This is a genomic window from Paenibacillus sp. FSL H8-0315, from assembly GCF_038005365.1.
Classification (GTDB): Bacteria; Bacillota; Bacilli; order Paenibacillales; family Paenibacillaceae; genus Paenibacillus_AQ; species Paenibacillus_AQ odorifer.
In genome coordinates this window covers 5,708,591-5,724,850 of record NZ_JBBOTA010000001.1, presented here as the reverse complement: position 1 = coordinate 5,724,850, position 16,260 = coordinate 5,708,591, and the positions used below count along the sequence as shown (strand labels likewise).

Genomic DNA, 16,260 nt, shown 5'->3' with positions numbered 1-16,260 from the left:
TTGGATATTATATTAAAGTAAACTGGCCCTAACTAAAAAGGCTACCTCTCGGCAGCCCTTAATTGAATTCCAACTCCCCTGTAGGATAAGTCTATCTGCGAGGCATGGTGACGCCAGCTTTGTTGTTATATTTTTCCGTAGCTTCCTTGATGACATCGTTACCGCCCTTAGAAAGCCACTCTTCCACAACCTTCGGCCAGTCGCTGATAGGTTCCTTGCCATATACCATCTTTACCATGTGCGTCAGCAGTACCGGAGGAGCCGTGTCCGAGTTAGGTGCAATGTCTGGATTCTTCACCAAGGCATCTAGCCGCGGGTCGAACTGAATTCCGTCACGGCCTTCGTTAGCCAGAATAGTATCGTATACATTGATCAAGCTTCTACCTTCTTCTGTCATGTTAAGGACACCCTTATTATAAGTAGTATCCTGCACCATCCAGAGGAATGACTGGCGGTAGCGCTCCTCATCTATAGCGGCGGAATCCGCAGGAGAAGTGTATACGATTTTGCCGTTCTCTTCCTTATAGGTTTCGTCCTTAATCCCAAAGGTAAAGAAGGTTTCTGCCTCTTCGCTCAGCATCCAGTCAAAAAATTTCACAATATCCGCAGCATTCTTCGTACCTTCCTTAATAAAATAGGTGCGCGTGGCGGAGCCGTACAAGTAGGAGCCTCCTTTTCCATCAGGTCCCACTGGCGAAGGAATAATCTCCAGCTTGGCGGATGGCGTCGTAGCCTTCAGTTGCTGCTCCCACTGCAGAAGCTCGTTGGCATTCATCGTCCACATGCCCGCTTTGCCTGAGAGAATCGCATTTTTGTAGTTGGTCGGGTTAATGGTGGCAAATTCCTTGTTGATCAAACCCTCTGTATACATGGTGTTGTAGGTTTGTAACGCCTTCATCATATTTTCGCTATCCATAAACTTCGGCTGAACCTGGCCGTTTACTTCCTCGAACATAGTCAGATACGGAAAAACATCATAAGCGCCAAAGAAAGCATCCGCATATTTGAAGTCTTGGCGGCCCATGTACGGGTTCTCTATCCCCAGCTTTTTGAAGGCACGCAACACAGTCAAGTACTCATCGACCGTTTTTGGAACCTGCAAGCCGGTTTGATCCAGCAGGTCCTTGCGAATCCAAGTCGCCCGGCGGGAGGGATTGGACAGAAACTCCGGTATTGCATAAATTTTCCCTTGATAGGTGACGTTCTCCCAAGCTTCCTTTGGGATTACTTTCAAAAGGTTCTGGCCGTTTTGCTGCAGCAGATCATCCAAGGGCATGAACACACCAGCTTCAACAGAACCAGCCATCTCCTTGCCATTTACGCCGCCCGAACCTTGAACGACATCCGGTATATCATTAGTAGCGAACATCTGCACCATTTTCTGCTCGAACTCTTTATGAGGAACCAACACAATATCCAAGTCTGTGTTTGTCATCTCCTCCAGCTTTTTCACCCATTTGTCCTTATTCAAGTCGGGTGATTTCTCAACGTAGTTAAAAGCCAGCGTCCGCATCGAGATCGAGAATTCAGTTTTCTGCGGCGTATTTGACGCGCCTCCGGCAGTCTCTTCTTTGTCCTTGTTCGAGCAACCTGCAATAACGGTAGCACCCATTACGATAGCCAGACAGATGCCAATCCATTTTTTCATAATATAACCCTCTCCTTGTACAATGGGGTGTATACGTAAAATGAAGATATCTTAAGACTAATAAGCTTTTGGGATCTCAACACGGTGGGTAATTCCCTGATTCGTAAAGTAGACATGAACCCCATGGTCCTGATCGTCCATAAAGTACGATACGTAATCCCGGCTTCCTGCTTTTTGGGGAATCAGAAGAGTGACGATCCGATGGCTTACAGCCTCTTGGGTAGAGGCAGTCAAATGCCAATGCTCGGGCAGCCCTTCCCATTCTTTCGGATCTACATCTGTAAATTGATTGCTTTGACTGAGTGCCATTTCTCCCGAGGAACTATAGACAAATCTGCCCTCCATCTGAGCTTTTTTACCATGTACTTTAAAAGATTGATCCTTCAGCTTCATGGGATACAGCGTATGAAACAGCCAATCCAATTTTCCCGGACGTTCCAGCTCGACACTGTCTGTGATAACGAAGTAAGCGCTATCAAAGAAAAATATTTCCCGCACATACCGCTTGATATAGGGTACATTCTCGCGGTAGGCTTCGGTGGCATCCATTTGCGTGTAGTTGATTCCGGGCGTACTATACGCCTTCAACACCTTGCCGTAGGCTGCCATGTTCTTCGACTTGTCCGTGCCAGCATATTGGCCTTTGCCGTCAATAAGAATTGCGTTCTTGGAGCGGGTCTGCCTGCGCCACTGCATATGCATCGTACTGTTGAATGCAACGTAATAGCCGCTTTCAATAGCCAAGGGCTCGCCGAAGGCATGCAGCAGGAAGGCGTTTTGATCCCCATGGCTATGGCTCACAGAGCCGTAACGGCTGCTCTTGGTCAACAGCATGATATGTTCCTGCGGATCCTCCATCCGATGATGCATGGCCACCCATCCCACATCCTGAAACCACTTCAAAGGTTCTGCAGCCACCGGTGGCTCTGAAGAAATCTGCGGATAATCTGTGCGATAAACCATCTCATCGAACCGGAAATCCCACCAGCCGTAGTTATAGAAGATCATCTGGGTGTCAGGGTTCAGTTCCTTAGTTTGCTCAAAATACCATTGGTACTGGCCATTTCCGGTTAAACCGGCGAATTGGCGGATATTGAAGCCCGTCTTGAGATTGACCGGATCTCCCAGTGACGATTGATCGCCGAAGCTGGCCCTCATGGTATCCGGACTGAAGCAATAGAGCGGAAAGTCACCTGTTTTGCGAAAGAAAGGACGGTCATAGAAATTGATTGCCATGTATTTGCGAATTAGATTGAGCGCCTCCGTAACGAATGCCATCTGAGTGGTCCAATACATCGGACCTTCTGCCCACCCGCCATCTTTGCCACCCCATGGGGTATACATGGCGGAGAAGTACTCCAGCGTATAATCAAGCCATTCCTGCGCCTTCTCCTCCTCACCCAACATGGAAATACAACAGGGTACGAGTACAGAGGATAAAGAGCGGATCGCATGGCTGTCATAAGGAACTTGATGGATGCGGGAACGTTCGATGACATGGAATGCGATCTGCCCGGTTCTTCGCAGTAGCGCCTGCCTTACCTTAAGGCGCTCTTCTTCCGTCAGAGAGCCGTGAAGCCAATCATAGCCCCATGCCAACGCTCCGGCTATGCGAAAGGAGCATTCATCGTTGTAATCCCGGCTGGTGGTACCATCTGTGTTCCAGCTTGCAGCATGAAGCAGCCACTCTTTAGCTTTGGCGATAAGCGCCTCGTCCTCCAACACAACTCCAGCTATAGCAAGATGCCGGATAGCATAGAAGACTTCCTGGCAGTCCATATACATCTGCCGCCATAGTGTGGCGACACGCTTATTATCTGGATACGGTGCAGGCTCGGGAATAAGCTCGCGCTTTGTCCAGGGTAGAACGGAATGCTTCAGGAAGTCTTCCCAGCCAGTTGAAATCGGGTCTTGGCGGACAACTTCCCGGTAAAACGGAAGTTGCTCCGCTTGAAGCCAAAGCCGCGGATGGTTGGCGGAAACAGCTGAATATCGTTCTGTACGGGAAGGCAGTGGCGTTAGCGGCAATTCATCCTCCACCACAAAAGCTCTTACTTTACTCCACTCGGAACGGATATCATTCTCCCCGATAAGACTGTATCGCCAATAATACGAGCCGGGCGCCAACGGCTTATCCGGGGTAAACAAATTATAGGGAATTCTACTGTAGGTCAACGTATCTTCAGACTCAAATTCAGTTTTTGAGGAGATCTGCAGCTCATACATGCTCTCTTCCAGACAAGCAGGCATCCAAGTAAACCGCGGAGGATTCTCTCCAACATCTGTATGTTCATCTGGCCCATACGACAGGTCGAGTACGCCGCTGGTAGGTTGAAATAAAGGTTCTAACATCTCTACTCCTCCGTATTCCGGGACTTTTCCTGAATCAGTCCCGCTTTAGGGTCAAGGCAATACACCACTGCTTGCCCAGTTGTTGCTATTTGGATTTGGGGCGGTTCGCCCACCTGACTGACTAGCTTCAGTGCAGCAGGTTCGTGACCGTCCCGATAAACCGTAATAAAATCAACCGACGGGCCTTTGTGCCGAAGCATAATGCCTCGTAGCAATCTACTCGGGTCTTCGGCATTACCCGGTGTGCGGATTTCATACATAGTGGAGCCGGGCGCCAGTAGAGTACTCGTGGATACTTCATACTCCCGGCAGGTGCTCACTCCATCATAACGGATATTCCACTCCGTATTTAACGGACAGTCCGTCTCATTTTTCATTGCGGACAGTACTTCTACTGAGCCATAACCCGCTTCCAGTCCAAGGACTGCCGGAGAATCCTTCTGGACACGGTGAGGGTCGAACGGTAACAGCAAATGTCCCGTCGGATGAAACCATAAGTCTACTTCCTGACTCCGCTCCGTTACTTGCTCAACATGAAACCAATCCAGCAGCCAACCGTCGGCCAATACAAGATGCCGCTCTAGAACAGCTCCTTCATAGGCGCCGTCTGAACGAATCCATAAGTACGTAGCGTTGCCTTCCTGGCGAAATTGACAGCAGCTTCCGGTATGTGGAGCTTGGGAACGACCTCCGATGGTGACCGTGTTATGGCTCGCAGTTTCGGAATACCATTCCTTGCGCAAAACAGATCCATAAGGAACCATACCCAGTTCGGGAGCAACCTCGCCCCATCGGTGCATAATCGTGATATGAAGCTTGTCGAAATGTCCATGTGATCCGCCATGCTCTCCGAAATCCGCCAGCACGGACAGCGGATTGCCCGGGTGGCGGAGCACGGCGAATCCGGAATCCGGCAGTAGGACAGAGTCTCTCACCCTGTAACTGGTCTGAAGCTCCTTACTCTCACCTGCTCCATACAGCACTGCCTCCAGACCAGTCCTTAATTCCTGCCCGTATAGATATCTATAAGCATTCGCCAGTATTGGCTGGAGACTCGGGTCTTTGTAAACCGCAATACCTATTTCAAATACTTCAGCAATTTCTCGGGCGAAAGGAACGCGCGCATAAGGACCATCATGCACGGCTGGAAGCTCCCCGTTATCGCCGCTAAGCTCTGCCAGCAACTGAAACATGCCACGGATGGATTGTCCCTGTTCTCCTTTGGCAGCATAGAGGTCAATCCCGAAGCGCCCGTACATCTCGGCTGCTATGAGATAAGCCCGCAATACAAAAATATGGTAGTACGTGCTGCCTTCAAATTCAAAACCATCTGGCTTCACGCCAATGGACAGATGATGATAGAATCCGCCTTCTCCCTCCAGCAAAGAAGCAAGCTTTTCTCTGGTACCTTTGGCGGCATATACACAAGCCAGGCTAGCATTCAGCCATGCGGTATAATTGTTCTCTGCATTCTTCTTCTCGTAAATGAGGATGTGGCGGTATTGCTCCATACTCTCCTCCAGCATCGTGAAGAACACTTGCAGCTTTACCTCTTCCTCCCCAGTGAACGTTACTCCATGATCCACAAGCAGCAGATAGGCCCGAATAAGCGTAGTGGACCAGATAGCCTCTGTCAGCGCCTGATGAAAGGCACGGCCACTAAGCATCCAGGGTTGAGCATCGGGATGAACCGGATACAAAGGAAACTGCTCCGCATAACCGACAAGAATCTTCCGGGCTAAGCTGCTGTAGAATTCTTCTCCGTCTGCGGCGAATACCACAGCAGATTGCAGGGCGTATCGCGCCATTGCCTGATGCCGGTATACCAGCCACGCTCCCCGGTAGGGTTCACCTTCAAGCTTGCAGCCCTTCGGGCAAGAAAAGACAACCGCATCTTGCTCCATAACATCGAAGATTAGCTCAGTATGATGCTGGGGACATACATATTGGTGCCACCAGCCACCAGGTTCTGTCGGGAGCAGAATCTCTTCTCTCCGGAAGGGATCCAGCTCCATTTTCAATTTATCCACCTCAAGACCAACCCAGGAAAAAGTATCTGCTTTCTCCTTAAGGTTCATCATCGCATGAACAAGCCTCCGTTAATTTCAATAATTTCGCCTGTCAGATAATCCGACAGCTCTGAAGCGAGGAAGAGTGCCACATTGCTCACATCCTGTGGAGCACCTTCCCGGCCCAGCGGAATCTTCGCAATCGTTGCCTGTCTTGCCGCATCCGCAGTAAAGGTAGAATGGAAAGCGGTCTGACCGATAAATCCGGGAGAGATAGCGTTTACATTAATCCCGTGAGGACTCAGCTCTTTGGCAAGTCCCTTGGTATAAGACCATACCGCAGCTTTGCCCGCTGCATAAATGGAAGCCCCCGGTCCGCCGCCGTCATGGGCCGCAAGGGAAGATACATTAATGATTTTACCGCTTTTCTTGGCAATCATCCCTGCGGATACGGCTTTGCAGGCAAACACGCATGATTTAAAATTGACGTCCATCACCTTGTTGTAATGCTCTTCGTTCATTTCAGTATTGGGAACCCGATTGATCATGCCGCCTGCATTGTTAACGAGAATATCGATGGTTCCGCCGAAATGCTCCTCAATTTCCTTCACCATATTGTCCAGTTGACCAGGACTTGTTGCGTCTGCCTGAAAAGCATAAGCTTCTCCTCCAGCCTGACGGATCGCGTCCACCGTATCCTCCGCAAAACCGAACAAATAGTTTACCGCCACTTTGGCGCCGGAAGCAGCCAAAGTCTCCAAGATTTGTCGGCCTATCCCTGCATTGGACCCTGTAACAAGCGCAATTTTACCAGTCAAATCAATTTTCATTGCCTATTTCCTCCTAATAGTAACTTTTTCTGAAAACATCTTTTTCCTCACTCCGCAGGCATGGATAAGATCAACCGGGTTCCCTCATTCTCCACGCTTTCGACACTTAATCCGTATTGTTCACCGAACACCATTTGAATTCTCCGGTGCACGTTCATGAGCCCGATTCCACCTCTATGATAGAGGGAGTCTCCTTCCGTATCCGCCAGCTGATTCAGATTCAGCTTCTCACGAAGCTTATCAAGCCGTTCGCGGGACATCCCTGCGCCGTTATCCTCTACAAGAACTAGAAAACGATCTCCCTCTTTTCTGGCGTCGATTCTAATATAGTGCTTGTCTTCAATTCCCTCGGGAAACGCATGCTGAAAAATATTTTCGATCAAGGGCTGAAGTGTAAGCCTGACCATCTTAGCCAGTAGCAGCGTCGGCGGAATCACTACGTCAATTTCGAACTCCCTGCCGATCCGGTGCTTGAGAATCGTCATGTAGCTCAGTACATGATTAAGCTCATTGGCAATCGTAATTTCCTCCAGATTAGTTTGGATGGAGTAGCGAAGCATGAATGCCATGGCCTCCACTATTTCTGTGATTTCATCCGAATCCTGAACGACCGCATAACATTTGATAGTCTCTAATGTGTTATATAGATAGTGCGGATTAATCTGCAGCTGGAGTGCCTGGAATTCAGCTTGATGACGCTCCAGAGCCTCCTTCTGGGTGGTAAGCTCCGCTTCGTATACCCGCTCAATCATTTCGGACAGCCGGGTCACCATGAGATTGTAGCTGCGCATCAATCCCCCCAGTTCATCCTGACGGCCGTTCATCTCAAGCCTGCGCCACTTGCCTTTTTCCGTCTCCCTCATGCCCTCCTTAAGAATCAGGATGGGCTTCGTGATGGATCGTCCGAACCAGGCTGCAAGGAGCAGTGTGCCGACAAGCGTGAGAACTCCCACCACCAGCGTGGTCGTACGAATGGTAGAAATAGGCTTGCGCAGCTCACCAACGGGTATGGATACTACAAGCTGCCATTTGGAATATTCGGATTTTCTCGACACGAACAAATACTCTTTCCCGTCTACTTTTTCCACCACAGAGTCATTTGGGTGTTGAAATACGTTCTGAATGTGCTCAGCAGATAACCCAGGGTGGTTATTATTCCCTTCCGCCCGGTAAAGGAGCTTGCCGAATTCGTCCATGATAAAATAGGACCCGCCCTGTCCCAGATCAAGAGGTTCCCATATACGGGCCAGATCCTCAGCCTTAAATTCAATGGCGACTATACCTTTGGGACGATAGGAAGAGACCCCTCTGATTCGGCGGACCATCGTAATAATGTTCTTATCCCCTTCATTCATCACATTCGTGTTGAGAATGGTGATGCGGCCGCTCTCCGGCGTATGTTCGCTTAAGAAACGGTAGCGTTCCTGAGGATGAAACTGCAGGCTATGTGCCTGATAGGAGTTATCATCGCTAATGGCCTTGCCGTGTTCACCGATGACGTACATCAGATTAATCTGGGGATACAGAATAAACAAAGAACGAAACAAATACTTCTGAATGTCATTCGTATATTGATAGTAGGAGAAGCTATCCTCCGGGTCCATATCCAAGAACTCCTTGACTTGATTGTAGGACAGGATGGAATCGCTAGCCTTTTCATAATTTTGCAAATACAGATCCGTTTGATAAGACGCACTTCTGATGACTTGAGCAATGGACTTCTCAGAAGACTTATCCAGCTCAGCCGAAGCCTGAAAATAAGAGATAAATCCAACCATGGACAAGGATAGAAGAATGACGGTCAGAAAGGAGGCAAACAGCTTGTTCGACAGACTCTTTCTCATCAATCGATCCCCAGCTGGTTGCGGTACTCAGAAGGAGCCAGCCCGGTGAACTTTTTGAACGTCTTCGTAAAATGAGGATGGTCTGCATACCCGACTTCATAGGAAATATCGGTGATCCGATAGCTTGCATCGGCAAGTAATCTTTTGGCCTTCTCCATCCTGCGTTTTATGCGGTAATGTACAAAGGTCTCTCCTGTTGAGTGCTTAAACATCTGGCTGAAATAAGAGGCATTTAGCCCAAGCACTTCCGCCACTTCTTCCAGCGATACTTCCTGGGCGAGATGCTTTTCAATAAATGCTTTAGCTTCCTCTATCGGATCCTTCGCTTTACCCTTGCGCTTTCTACGAAGCTCTTCCAATATAGCTGCTGACGCTTCTGCGAAGCAGTGAAATAACTGCTCAGGTCCAGCTGCTGCGGACAAGTCTAACACGCTTTTACCGGGTGTAACTGAATTGACAAGCAGCTTCTTCACGAGTAAAGCATAGCCCTCTTCCAGAAGCTCTTTTTGCTGAATTCGGCTCATCTTACGCTGGAGGAAGTCAGTTTCCCATTCCTTCAGTACAAGGTACAGCCTTTCTTTATCCAAGGTCCAGATGGCATCATCCATACGCACGACCCATTCATCGAGCTTAGCGACAGAGACAAAACTCTCTAACTTCTCTCTATGCGCTTCCAGTTTGGCGATCACATTTTGAAGGTTCCCTTTGCTCACGGGTTTCAGGAGATATTCTTTCACTCCATAGGACACGCATTGGCGGGCGTATTCAAAATCCCCATAACCCGAGATGACAACAGTCTGAATATCCGTCTCCATCTCCGACAGCCGCCGGCACAGCTCCAGTCCGTCTACCTTGGGCATACGGATATCTGTAAAAAGAAAATCCGGCTGCTCCTCCATAATGAGCTGGATGGCCTCCTCGCCATTCTGGGCCAGCTTAATGTTATACGGATGCTCGCCGCATTGCTGGATCATGATAGAAAGTCCCTTTCGAATCATGGGCTCGTCGTCTACGATTAATACACATCTCATCCATGGATACCACCTTCCGATTCGTCTCGCTTAACGCGTTCCTATTCTACCACACTATGATAGATCAGGATTTGACGGATCCGACCATCATTCCTTTAACGAAATGGCGTTGAAGAAACGGATAAATCATGATAATCGGAATAGTAGCGACAATGATAACAGCCATTTTGATGCCCTCAGGTGAGGTGTGGGCCAAAGAGCTATAAACTGAGGAAGCCGGATCAATGCTGATATCGTCCGTCTCGAAGAGCTTCTTCAACATCACCTGCAGAGGCCATAATGACGGCTTGTTGATATAATACAGAGCGCTCATGTACGTATTCCAGTGCCCGACGGCGTAAAAAATCCCCAATGAGGCCATTACCGGTTTGGACAACGGCAGTATCATATTGACTATGATCCGCAGCTCGCCACACCCATCGATTCTGGAGGAATCTATCAGCTCCTGAGGCAGCTGCATAAAGAAGCTTCTCATCACGAAAAAGTTAAATGCGCTGATGGCCCCCGGAATCATAAGTGCCCATAAGGAGTTCATAAGCCCCAAATTTTTGATCAGGATAAAGTTTGGAATAAGAGGGGCACTGAATACCATAGTGAACAATACCATCATGACGATGTATTTACGTCCTACGAATTCCGGCCGCGACACCGGATAAGCGAGAGAAGCTGTCGCAATCAGATTAATGGCGGTGCCCAGTACCGTAATATAGACGGAAACACCGAACGCCCGCCAAATGGAATGATCGCTGAAAACGTACTGATAATTGATCGCGGTAAATTCCTTTGGCAGCAAGCCTACCCTGCCATTAATAATTGCTTCAGAGCTGCTAAAGGACTGGGCAATCACATTCAGAAACGGCAGAAACATAGCCAAAGCGAGAGCGGTCAGAAACAAAAGATTGAACACATTAAATAGATTCTGGCCGCGAGTATAGCGTACTCTCATCATCCCTACCTCCATAAAGAGCGATTAATACAGCGATTCACCGGTTGTTTTTTTGCTCAAAATGTTGCCGATGAGCACCAGAATGAGTCCAACTACCGACTTGAATAGCCCCACTGCTGTTGTATAGCTGTATTGCTGAGACAGCAGCCCCGCCTTATAGATATAAGTGTCCAGAATCTCCCCGTTCCCGGTATTAAGCGCGTTCAGGAATACCCATACCCGCTCGAAGCCAAGATCAAGAAATCTCCCGATATGGAGAAGGAACAAAATCATAATCGTCGGTATCAGAGACGGCAGTGTAATGGCTAAGGTTTGTTTCCAGCGCCCGGCTCCGTCTACTTCAGCAGCCTCATAAAGATCTGGGTTTATTCCTGCCAACGCGGCCAGATAAATGATCGTACCGTACCCGGAATCCCTCCAAATGCCGGAACTGATCAAAATCGTGCGAATGTATGAATTTTCACCAAGAAAATAAATCGGTTCAAAGCCGAAAGCTTGTAAAGCCTGATTCACAATCCCTGTTCCTGGGGAGAGGATACCCAAGGCGATACCGCTGACAATTACCCAAGATAGGAAATGGGGCATATAAACCACCGTTTGCAAAAACCGTTTGTAAAACACAAGCCGAATTTCATTCAGCAGAAGCGCAAGCAATATTGGAGCCGGAAAGGCGAATATAAGATCATACAAGCCTAGCAGAATTGTATTGCTCAAGATTCTTCCGAAATCCTGGTATTGGAACATCGTCCTAAAGTGCTCGAGTCCCACCCATTCACTGCCTGTAAAGCCTTTAAAAATATTGTAGTTCTGAAACGCAATAACTGAACCAGCCAACGGCAAGTACTTGAAAATAATAAAATACAAGATCCCGGGAATCGCAATCACATAGAGTGCTCTGAATTTCCACATGTTTAAAAGCAAGGACCTTTTCGTGTCGGCTTTGTAGTTAATAAGGTCAACCCCAGTTAACTTAGCTTTCATAACCGTTTCCTATAGGTCCTGTTTTCAGCAGGTTCGCCGGAGCATTCTCATCCAGGGGAATTTCTTGAAATTCGACGGTAATAAATCGTTCCTCCCGTTCAATAATTCGGGATAACTCCCGCGTGAATACGGTGACTATCTCCTCCTTCTGCTCACTCGTTCGGCCTTCGTACATCCTAATCTCAATATGTGGCATCGGCTTTCCTCCATTTCCTTAAATAGTGAATGAATCTAACCTCATTCTACCTACAATAAAGCGCTTGCAATATGGAGTTTCTATGAGTGAGCTTGTGTTTTCTTTAGGGTATAATCGGTAACGGCCAACCCTCTACTACTACATGATCATTTTTGAAATAATTGCAACTTATACTGTCAATAAGATTCCCCTGCAGGATGATCCCTTTTCCAGCAAGAAGTCGAATACCGTTCGTATTGCCAATCAGCGAATTTTCGATCAATTGAACGTCCTGCGGGTCGCCCGCTCCGATATCATTTGCTTTGCTGTCGCCGGGATCATGCTCAAGGGATACAGCCCAATAATTCGACGCGGTGTTGTTGCGAATGATATTTTCCTTAATGATAGTACCTGGCCCGTTCAAAATCTGAATGCCCTTGGCGTCCTCTATATGCGTTGTATTCTCAATCACATTTCGCTCAATGACTGTATCCGGGGTGCCCATAGTTACATTGATTCCTTCTCTTGTATTACGAATCGTATTGTCATGGATATAGTTGTGCGGTCCTGACTTACTGTGATTGCTGGGTGCTGTACCCCCGGTGTTTCCCAGCCCGATCGCCGCACCGTAGGGAATGTCAATAATCACATTGCCGTATATCTCGTTCAAATATTCGAGTTCTCCATGCAGATCGATGGCATCCAGCTTTGTATTCATAAACTGATTGTTTCGCAGGACATTGTTATGGGCAACAAATTGGATCAGCGCCCCATGCCGCAAATAAGGGCCTTCGAAATGGGAGTCCTCCACAACATTCCAAACCGTGTCGTTCTCATACCCGTTGCGATCCTGCTTGGCCATGCCTTGAATCGACACACCATAGCCAGCACCGCCCGGACCTACATCTGTCGCATTTCGGAACGTGCTGCGGCGTACGACAATATCACGGCTGTTGTCGATACGCACACCCATACGTGAATACTTCTCTACAGTAACCCCATCAACCGTGATGTTGTATGACGGAACCTCACCAAAATTTGCGATGATAATCATGCTGTCGGGACCACCGGCGTCCGGGTTGTTCACTTTATGGTCCGTCGTGTAGACACCGTTCCAGGTAGAAGTCAATGTGAGATTAGATATGGACAGATCATGCTGTCCGGATACTTTCATCAGGGCGCTGTTTTTTACCTTATTGAGAGATGTCTTGAGGATGGTTGTTGATTGATCCTCACCGCGAAGGTTTACTCCTGACTTGAGCTTCAAATTGACAAGGGTATCCAATGTTGAGTTCAGATTATAAACCCCAGACGGCAAATAGACCTCATCGCCGGACTCAGCACTGTTTATGGCAGCTTGTATAGCAATACCGTCATCTGTGTCGTTATCGGCGAGATCAGCATTATAGTCCAGCACGTTCAAGATGCGCCCAGTGGTTGTAGGTGAGGAATGAACCGGATGCACCGTACCATCAGCTTCGGTTAATCCGGGAGCTTTGAATGGGATCGGTTCCCGGGGTGGATTAGGCGTGTAGTTCGGGATGCTGGCTACAGGTGTATCGCCATTTGCGAACGGCGCATAGATGTTTATCTCCGATAAACTTGTAAACGCGCTGCCATCAGAATTCCCAAGACCTACGATACGCACATATCTGGCTTCTGTGTCAGGAAAATCAAAAGGTTGCATCTCTATGGTTCTGTACATGCTTGCACCAGTCCATATGGTAGTCCAAGCCAAACCGTCATTTGAAGTTTCGATACTCAATTGAGCCGTACGCGTGTCACCTTTATAAACGGCAATACCTAAATAACTGATCTGCTTCCGTTCGCCTAAATCGTATTGGATCCACGGGCTGTTACCTGCGGCGGACCAACGGGTGAACAAGTTATTATCGATGGTATTCGTTGCGATATTGCCATCGCTGTCGCTGGCTGTCACGTTTGCAATCGCGTAAGGAATGATGGGTTCTGTAAGCGTTGACCGCGTAAAAGAAAGCGGTACGGATGTATTGCCCGACTGATCCACCGCTTCAACCTTAAAGCTGTACGCCGTGCTAGGGCTAAGCCCAACGGCTGTATACGTTGCACCGGTAACATTGGATAACAGGGTGTTATCCCGGTATACGCGATAGGAGCCGATACCTTGATTATCGCTGGCGGCCGGCCATGAAAGTTGAATGAACTCTGTACCTATATTGACAGCTTTCAGAGAACTTCCATCCGGCCAGGAAGGTTTCTCATGGTCGCTTGAAGGTGCAACCGCTTCTTGAACAACAAGCTGTGGACGGGGGTTGCTGTTGCCATTAGCTTCTTTCGAATAGACATTGAGGGAAATTCCAGTGCTTGCCGCATCACCAAGCAGAAAAGCGATATTACCGCCCGATGCGGACAATCTTTCTCTGACAAACTCGGACACATCGATGCTGTAAACCTGTGGAGCTCTTGATTTGTCTGCCGTTACGGTAAATTTCCCACTTAACGAAGCAATGGTCAGATCCGTGACAGGCGCATTGCTCCAAGTCAGCTCCGATTCAGTCCAATTTGTATCCTTTAGGCCGAATAACGAAAGTTCGAGGTCCGCATTGGATGAACCCTTTTTGGCAGCAACATTAAAAATGTACCTGTTTGCAGGATTGCTATATGAAGAGACATCAAATTTAAAATACACATATTTCTTGTTCTCGGCGCCAGAAGAAATACTGAACAATCCATTGCTGCTGCTCGTCGCGCTATTGAAGTTTACAGTGGGCTTGCTGCTGTCGATGACTGCATCGTCGCTCGGTGCCAGACTGGCTAGATCGCGGTATACAACCTCATCATCAGGTGTTGTTGCCATTCGATTCTTTACATATTGATCCATAAAAGCCCAAGCCTCGGCGCTTGCTTGCTCAGCCGCTTCGCCTATAAAACCGTGACCTTGTTTAGGTACAATTTTGACATCGACCACTTTCACGCCTGCATCCTTCAATTGATTGGAGAACGTAATGCTGTCCGTGTATGGGATCGTTGCATCCACATCCCCATGGCGGATGAAAAAAGGCGGATCGTCCGGTGACGCATAAGTGCCAGGCATGGCCAACCTTGCCTGGTCTGGCACAGAGAACGCGTCGTTCCCGCCTAAAAGCGCTTTCACAGATTTATAGCTATTAGCGAAGTTTGTTGTAAAATCCGCTGGACCGTAGAGATCGACAACGGCTTGCACTTGATCAGAATATTGCTGCCAACCGCCATTCCCAGCCAAATCCGGAACATTTACGGTATGTCCTGTATCCAATGTGATTGTCTCGCCTGACTTAATGTTCCCAGTCGTACCAAGCAGTGAGGCCAGATGCCCCCCTGACGACGAACCCCATACACCGATCCGACTCGGGTCCAGATGGTATTCTGCCGCATGCGCGCGCAAGTAACGAATAGCAAGCTTCACATCCTGAATTTGCGCCGGGAATGGCGCTTCCGGGGTTAAGCGGTAATCCAGCGATACTCCGATATATCCTCGCTTGGTTACATAGTTGCAGATACTGGCAAGGGCTTGCTTCCGGTCTCCGTGATTCCAACCTCCGCCATGAATGTATACCATCACTGGCACGGGTGCTTGAGGCAGGATCTTGGGTACGGCAATCGAAGTATAAATCGGCCGCGTTCCAGCATTCCCAATCCGCACATCTTCATACAGCTTAACGCCTTCAGGAACCACAAACGGCTTAGGTTCAGCCGGTGTAGGGATTGGCACCGGTGTCTCTGCGGGTGGTATTCCGGGAATCGCTTGAGCTTTGAGGGCGACACTATCGATGTACATATTCGCGCTCATAAGCTCCCCCACACGAACCCGGATTTTGACGTTCGGGTTGTTGTCAGCTCCGCTGCCCAAGTTTTGGACTTTGAGTTGGTTCGGCTCACTGTTCTTTTGTTCCAGCGTTCCTGGGGGCAGCTTAAATTCCTCCAGCGTTGTCCAATTTATCCCTCCGTCACTTGACCATTCTACGATGACGCTTCCTCCGATGTAGGAGGATGCCCGTGTATAATAACTCAATTGAAGATTGCGGTACCCCGTCGAATTCACTGGCAGCGCCAATGCATCCTTGCCATCGATTTTCACCAGATTCGGTACGGACGGGGCCGTGGACGAAACCGAAGTTTTCGCCATACTGTTTCCTTCGCCTTCCTGCAGCCAAGGCCCCAGAATGGCAATACCACCGGTAGATCCAAAATTGTCAGGGTCATCGAAGTTTTCCTCGTAGAGCGTAACATAGTCATCGGTTATTCCGTCTGCATAAACTTCAGTAAGCGCTTGCATTTCCAAAGGCGAATATAACAAAGCCAAAGACAACAGTACTCTAATGCCCACTCGAAAAGCTTTCCTATATAGTCCGTTTCTCAAATAAATTCCTCCTTGACATGGTATAGGTAATCACAAGCATTATGGAGTTCAAACCTCTTGTGAGAT

10 protein-coding genes are annotated in these 16,260 nt (G+C 48.5%); all 10 read right to left on the bottom strand.

Annotated elements, in window-relative coordinates; genetic code table 11:
- Positions 1-91: 91 nt before the first annotated feature.
- The 10 genes from MHB56_RS24765 to MHB56_RS24720 all read right to left on the bottom strand — a co-directional run bounded on the left by MHB56_RS24765 (position 92) and on the right by MHB56_RS24720 (position 16,194).
- Positions 92-1,648, bottom strand: coding sequence for an extracellular solute-binding protein (locus MHB56_RS24765; protein WP_076130137.1), 1,557 nt, complete (start codon positions 1,646-1,648; stop codon positions 92-94).
- A 57-nt stretch (positions 1,649-1,705) separates the two neighbouring features.
- Complete coding sequence (locus tag MHB56_RS24760) at positions 1,706-4,000, bottom strand: DUF4962 domain-containing protein (RefSeq protein ID WP_341144112.1); 2,295 nt, start codon at positions 3,998-4,000, stop codon at positions 1,706-1,708.
- A gap of 2 nt (positions 4,001-4,002) precedes the next feature.
- Complete coding sequence (locus tag MHB56_RS24755; RefSeq protein ID WP_076309096.1) at positions 4,003-6,081, bottom strand: heparinase II/III domain-containing protein; 2,079 nt, start codon at positions 6,079-6,081, stop codon at positions 4,003-4,005.
- Positions 6,078-6,839 (bottom strand): SDR family NAD(P)-dependent oxidoreductase, encoded by a 762-nt coding sequence (locus MHB56_RS24750; protein ID WP_341144111.1) that lies wholly within the window; start codon positions 6,837-6,839, stop codon positions 6,078-6,080. Before MHB56_RS24750 ends, MHB56_RS24755 begins: the two co-directional genes overlap by 4 nt.
- 47 nt (positions 6,840-6,886) lie before the next feature.
- A complete protein-coding gene (locus MHB56_RS24745; protein WP_076130133.1) occupies positions 6,887-8,683 on the bottom strand; it encodes a sensor histidine kinase in 1,797 nt (598 codons plus the stop codon).
- A complete protein-coding gene (locus MHB56_RS24740) occupies positions 8,683-9,714 on the bottom strand; it encodes a response regulator transcription factor (protein WP_076186675.1) in 1,032 nt (343 codons plus the stop codon). The genes MHB56_RS24745 and MHB56_RS24740 overlap by 1 nt, the downstream gene beginning before the upstream one ends.
- Before the next feature lie 64 nt (positions 9,715-9,778).
- Positions 9,779-10,663 carry a carbohydrate ABC transporter permease gene (locus MHB56_RS24735; RefSeq protein ID WP_341144110.1) on the bottom strand — a complete coding sequence of 295 codons (885 nt, stop codon included), beginning with the start codon at positions 10,661-10,663 and terminating at the stop codon, positions 9,779-9,781.
- A gap of 21 nt (positions 10,664-10,684) precedes the next feature.
- Positions 10,685-11,641, bottom strand: a complete 957-nt coding sequence (locus MHB56_RS24730; RefSeq protein WP_076130130.1) for an ABC transporter permease — start codon at positions 11,639-11,641, stop codon at positions 10,685-10,687.
- A complete protein-coding gene (locus tag MHB56_RS24725) occupies positions 11,631-11,837 on the bottom strand; it encodes a tautomerase family protein (protein ID WP_076130129.1) in 207 nt (68 codons plus the stop codon). Before MHB56_RS24725 ends, MHB56_RS24730 begins: the two co-directional genes overlap by 11 nt.
- 103 nt (positions 11,838-11,940) lie before the next feature.
- Complete coding sequence (locus MHB56_RS24720; RefSeq protein WP_341144109.1) at positions 11,941-16,194, bottom strand: alpha/beta hydrolase fold domain-containing protein; 4,254 nt, start codon at positions 16,192-16,194, stop codon at positions 11,941-11,943.
- Positions 16,195-16,260 lie beyond the last annotated feature (66 nt).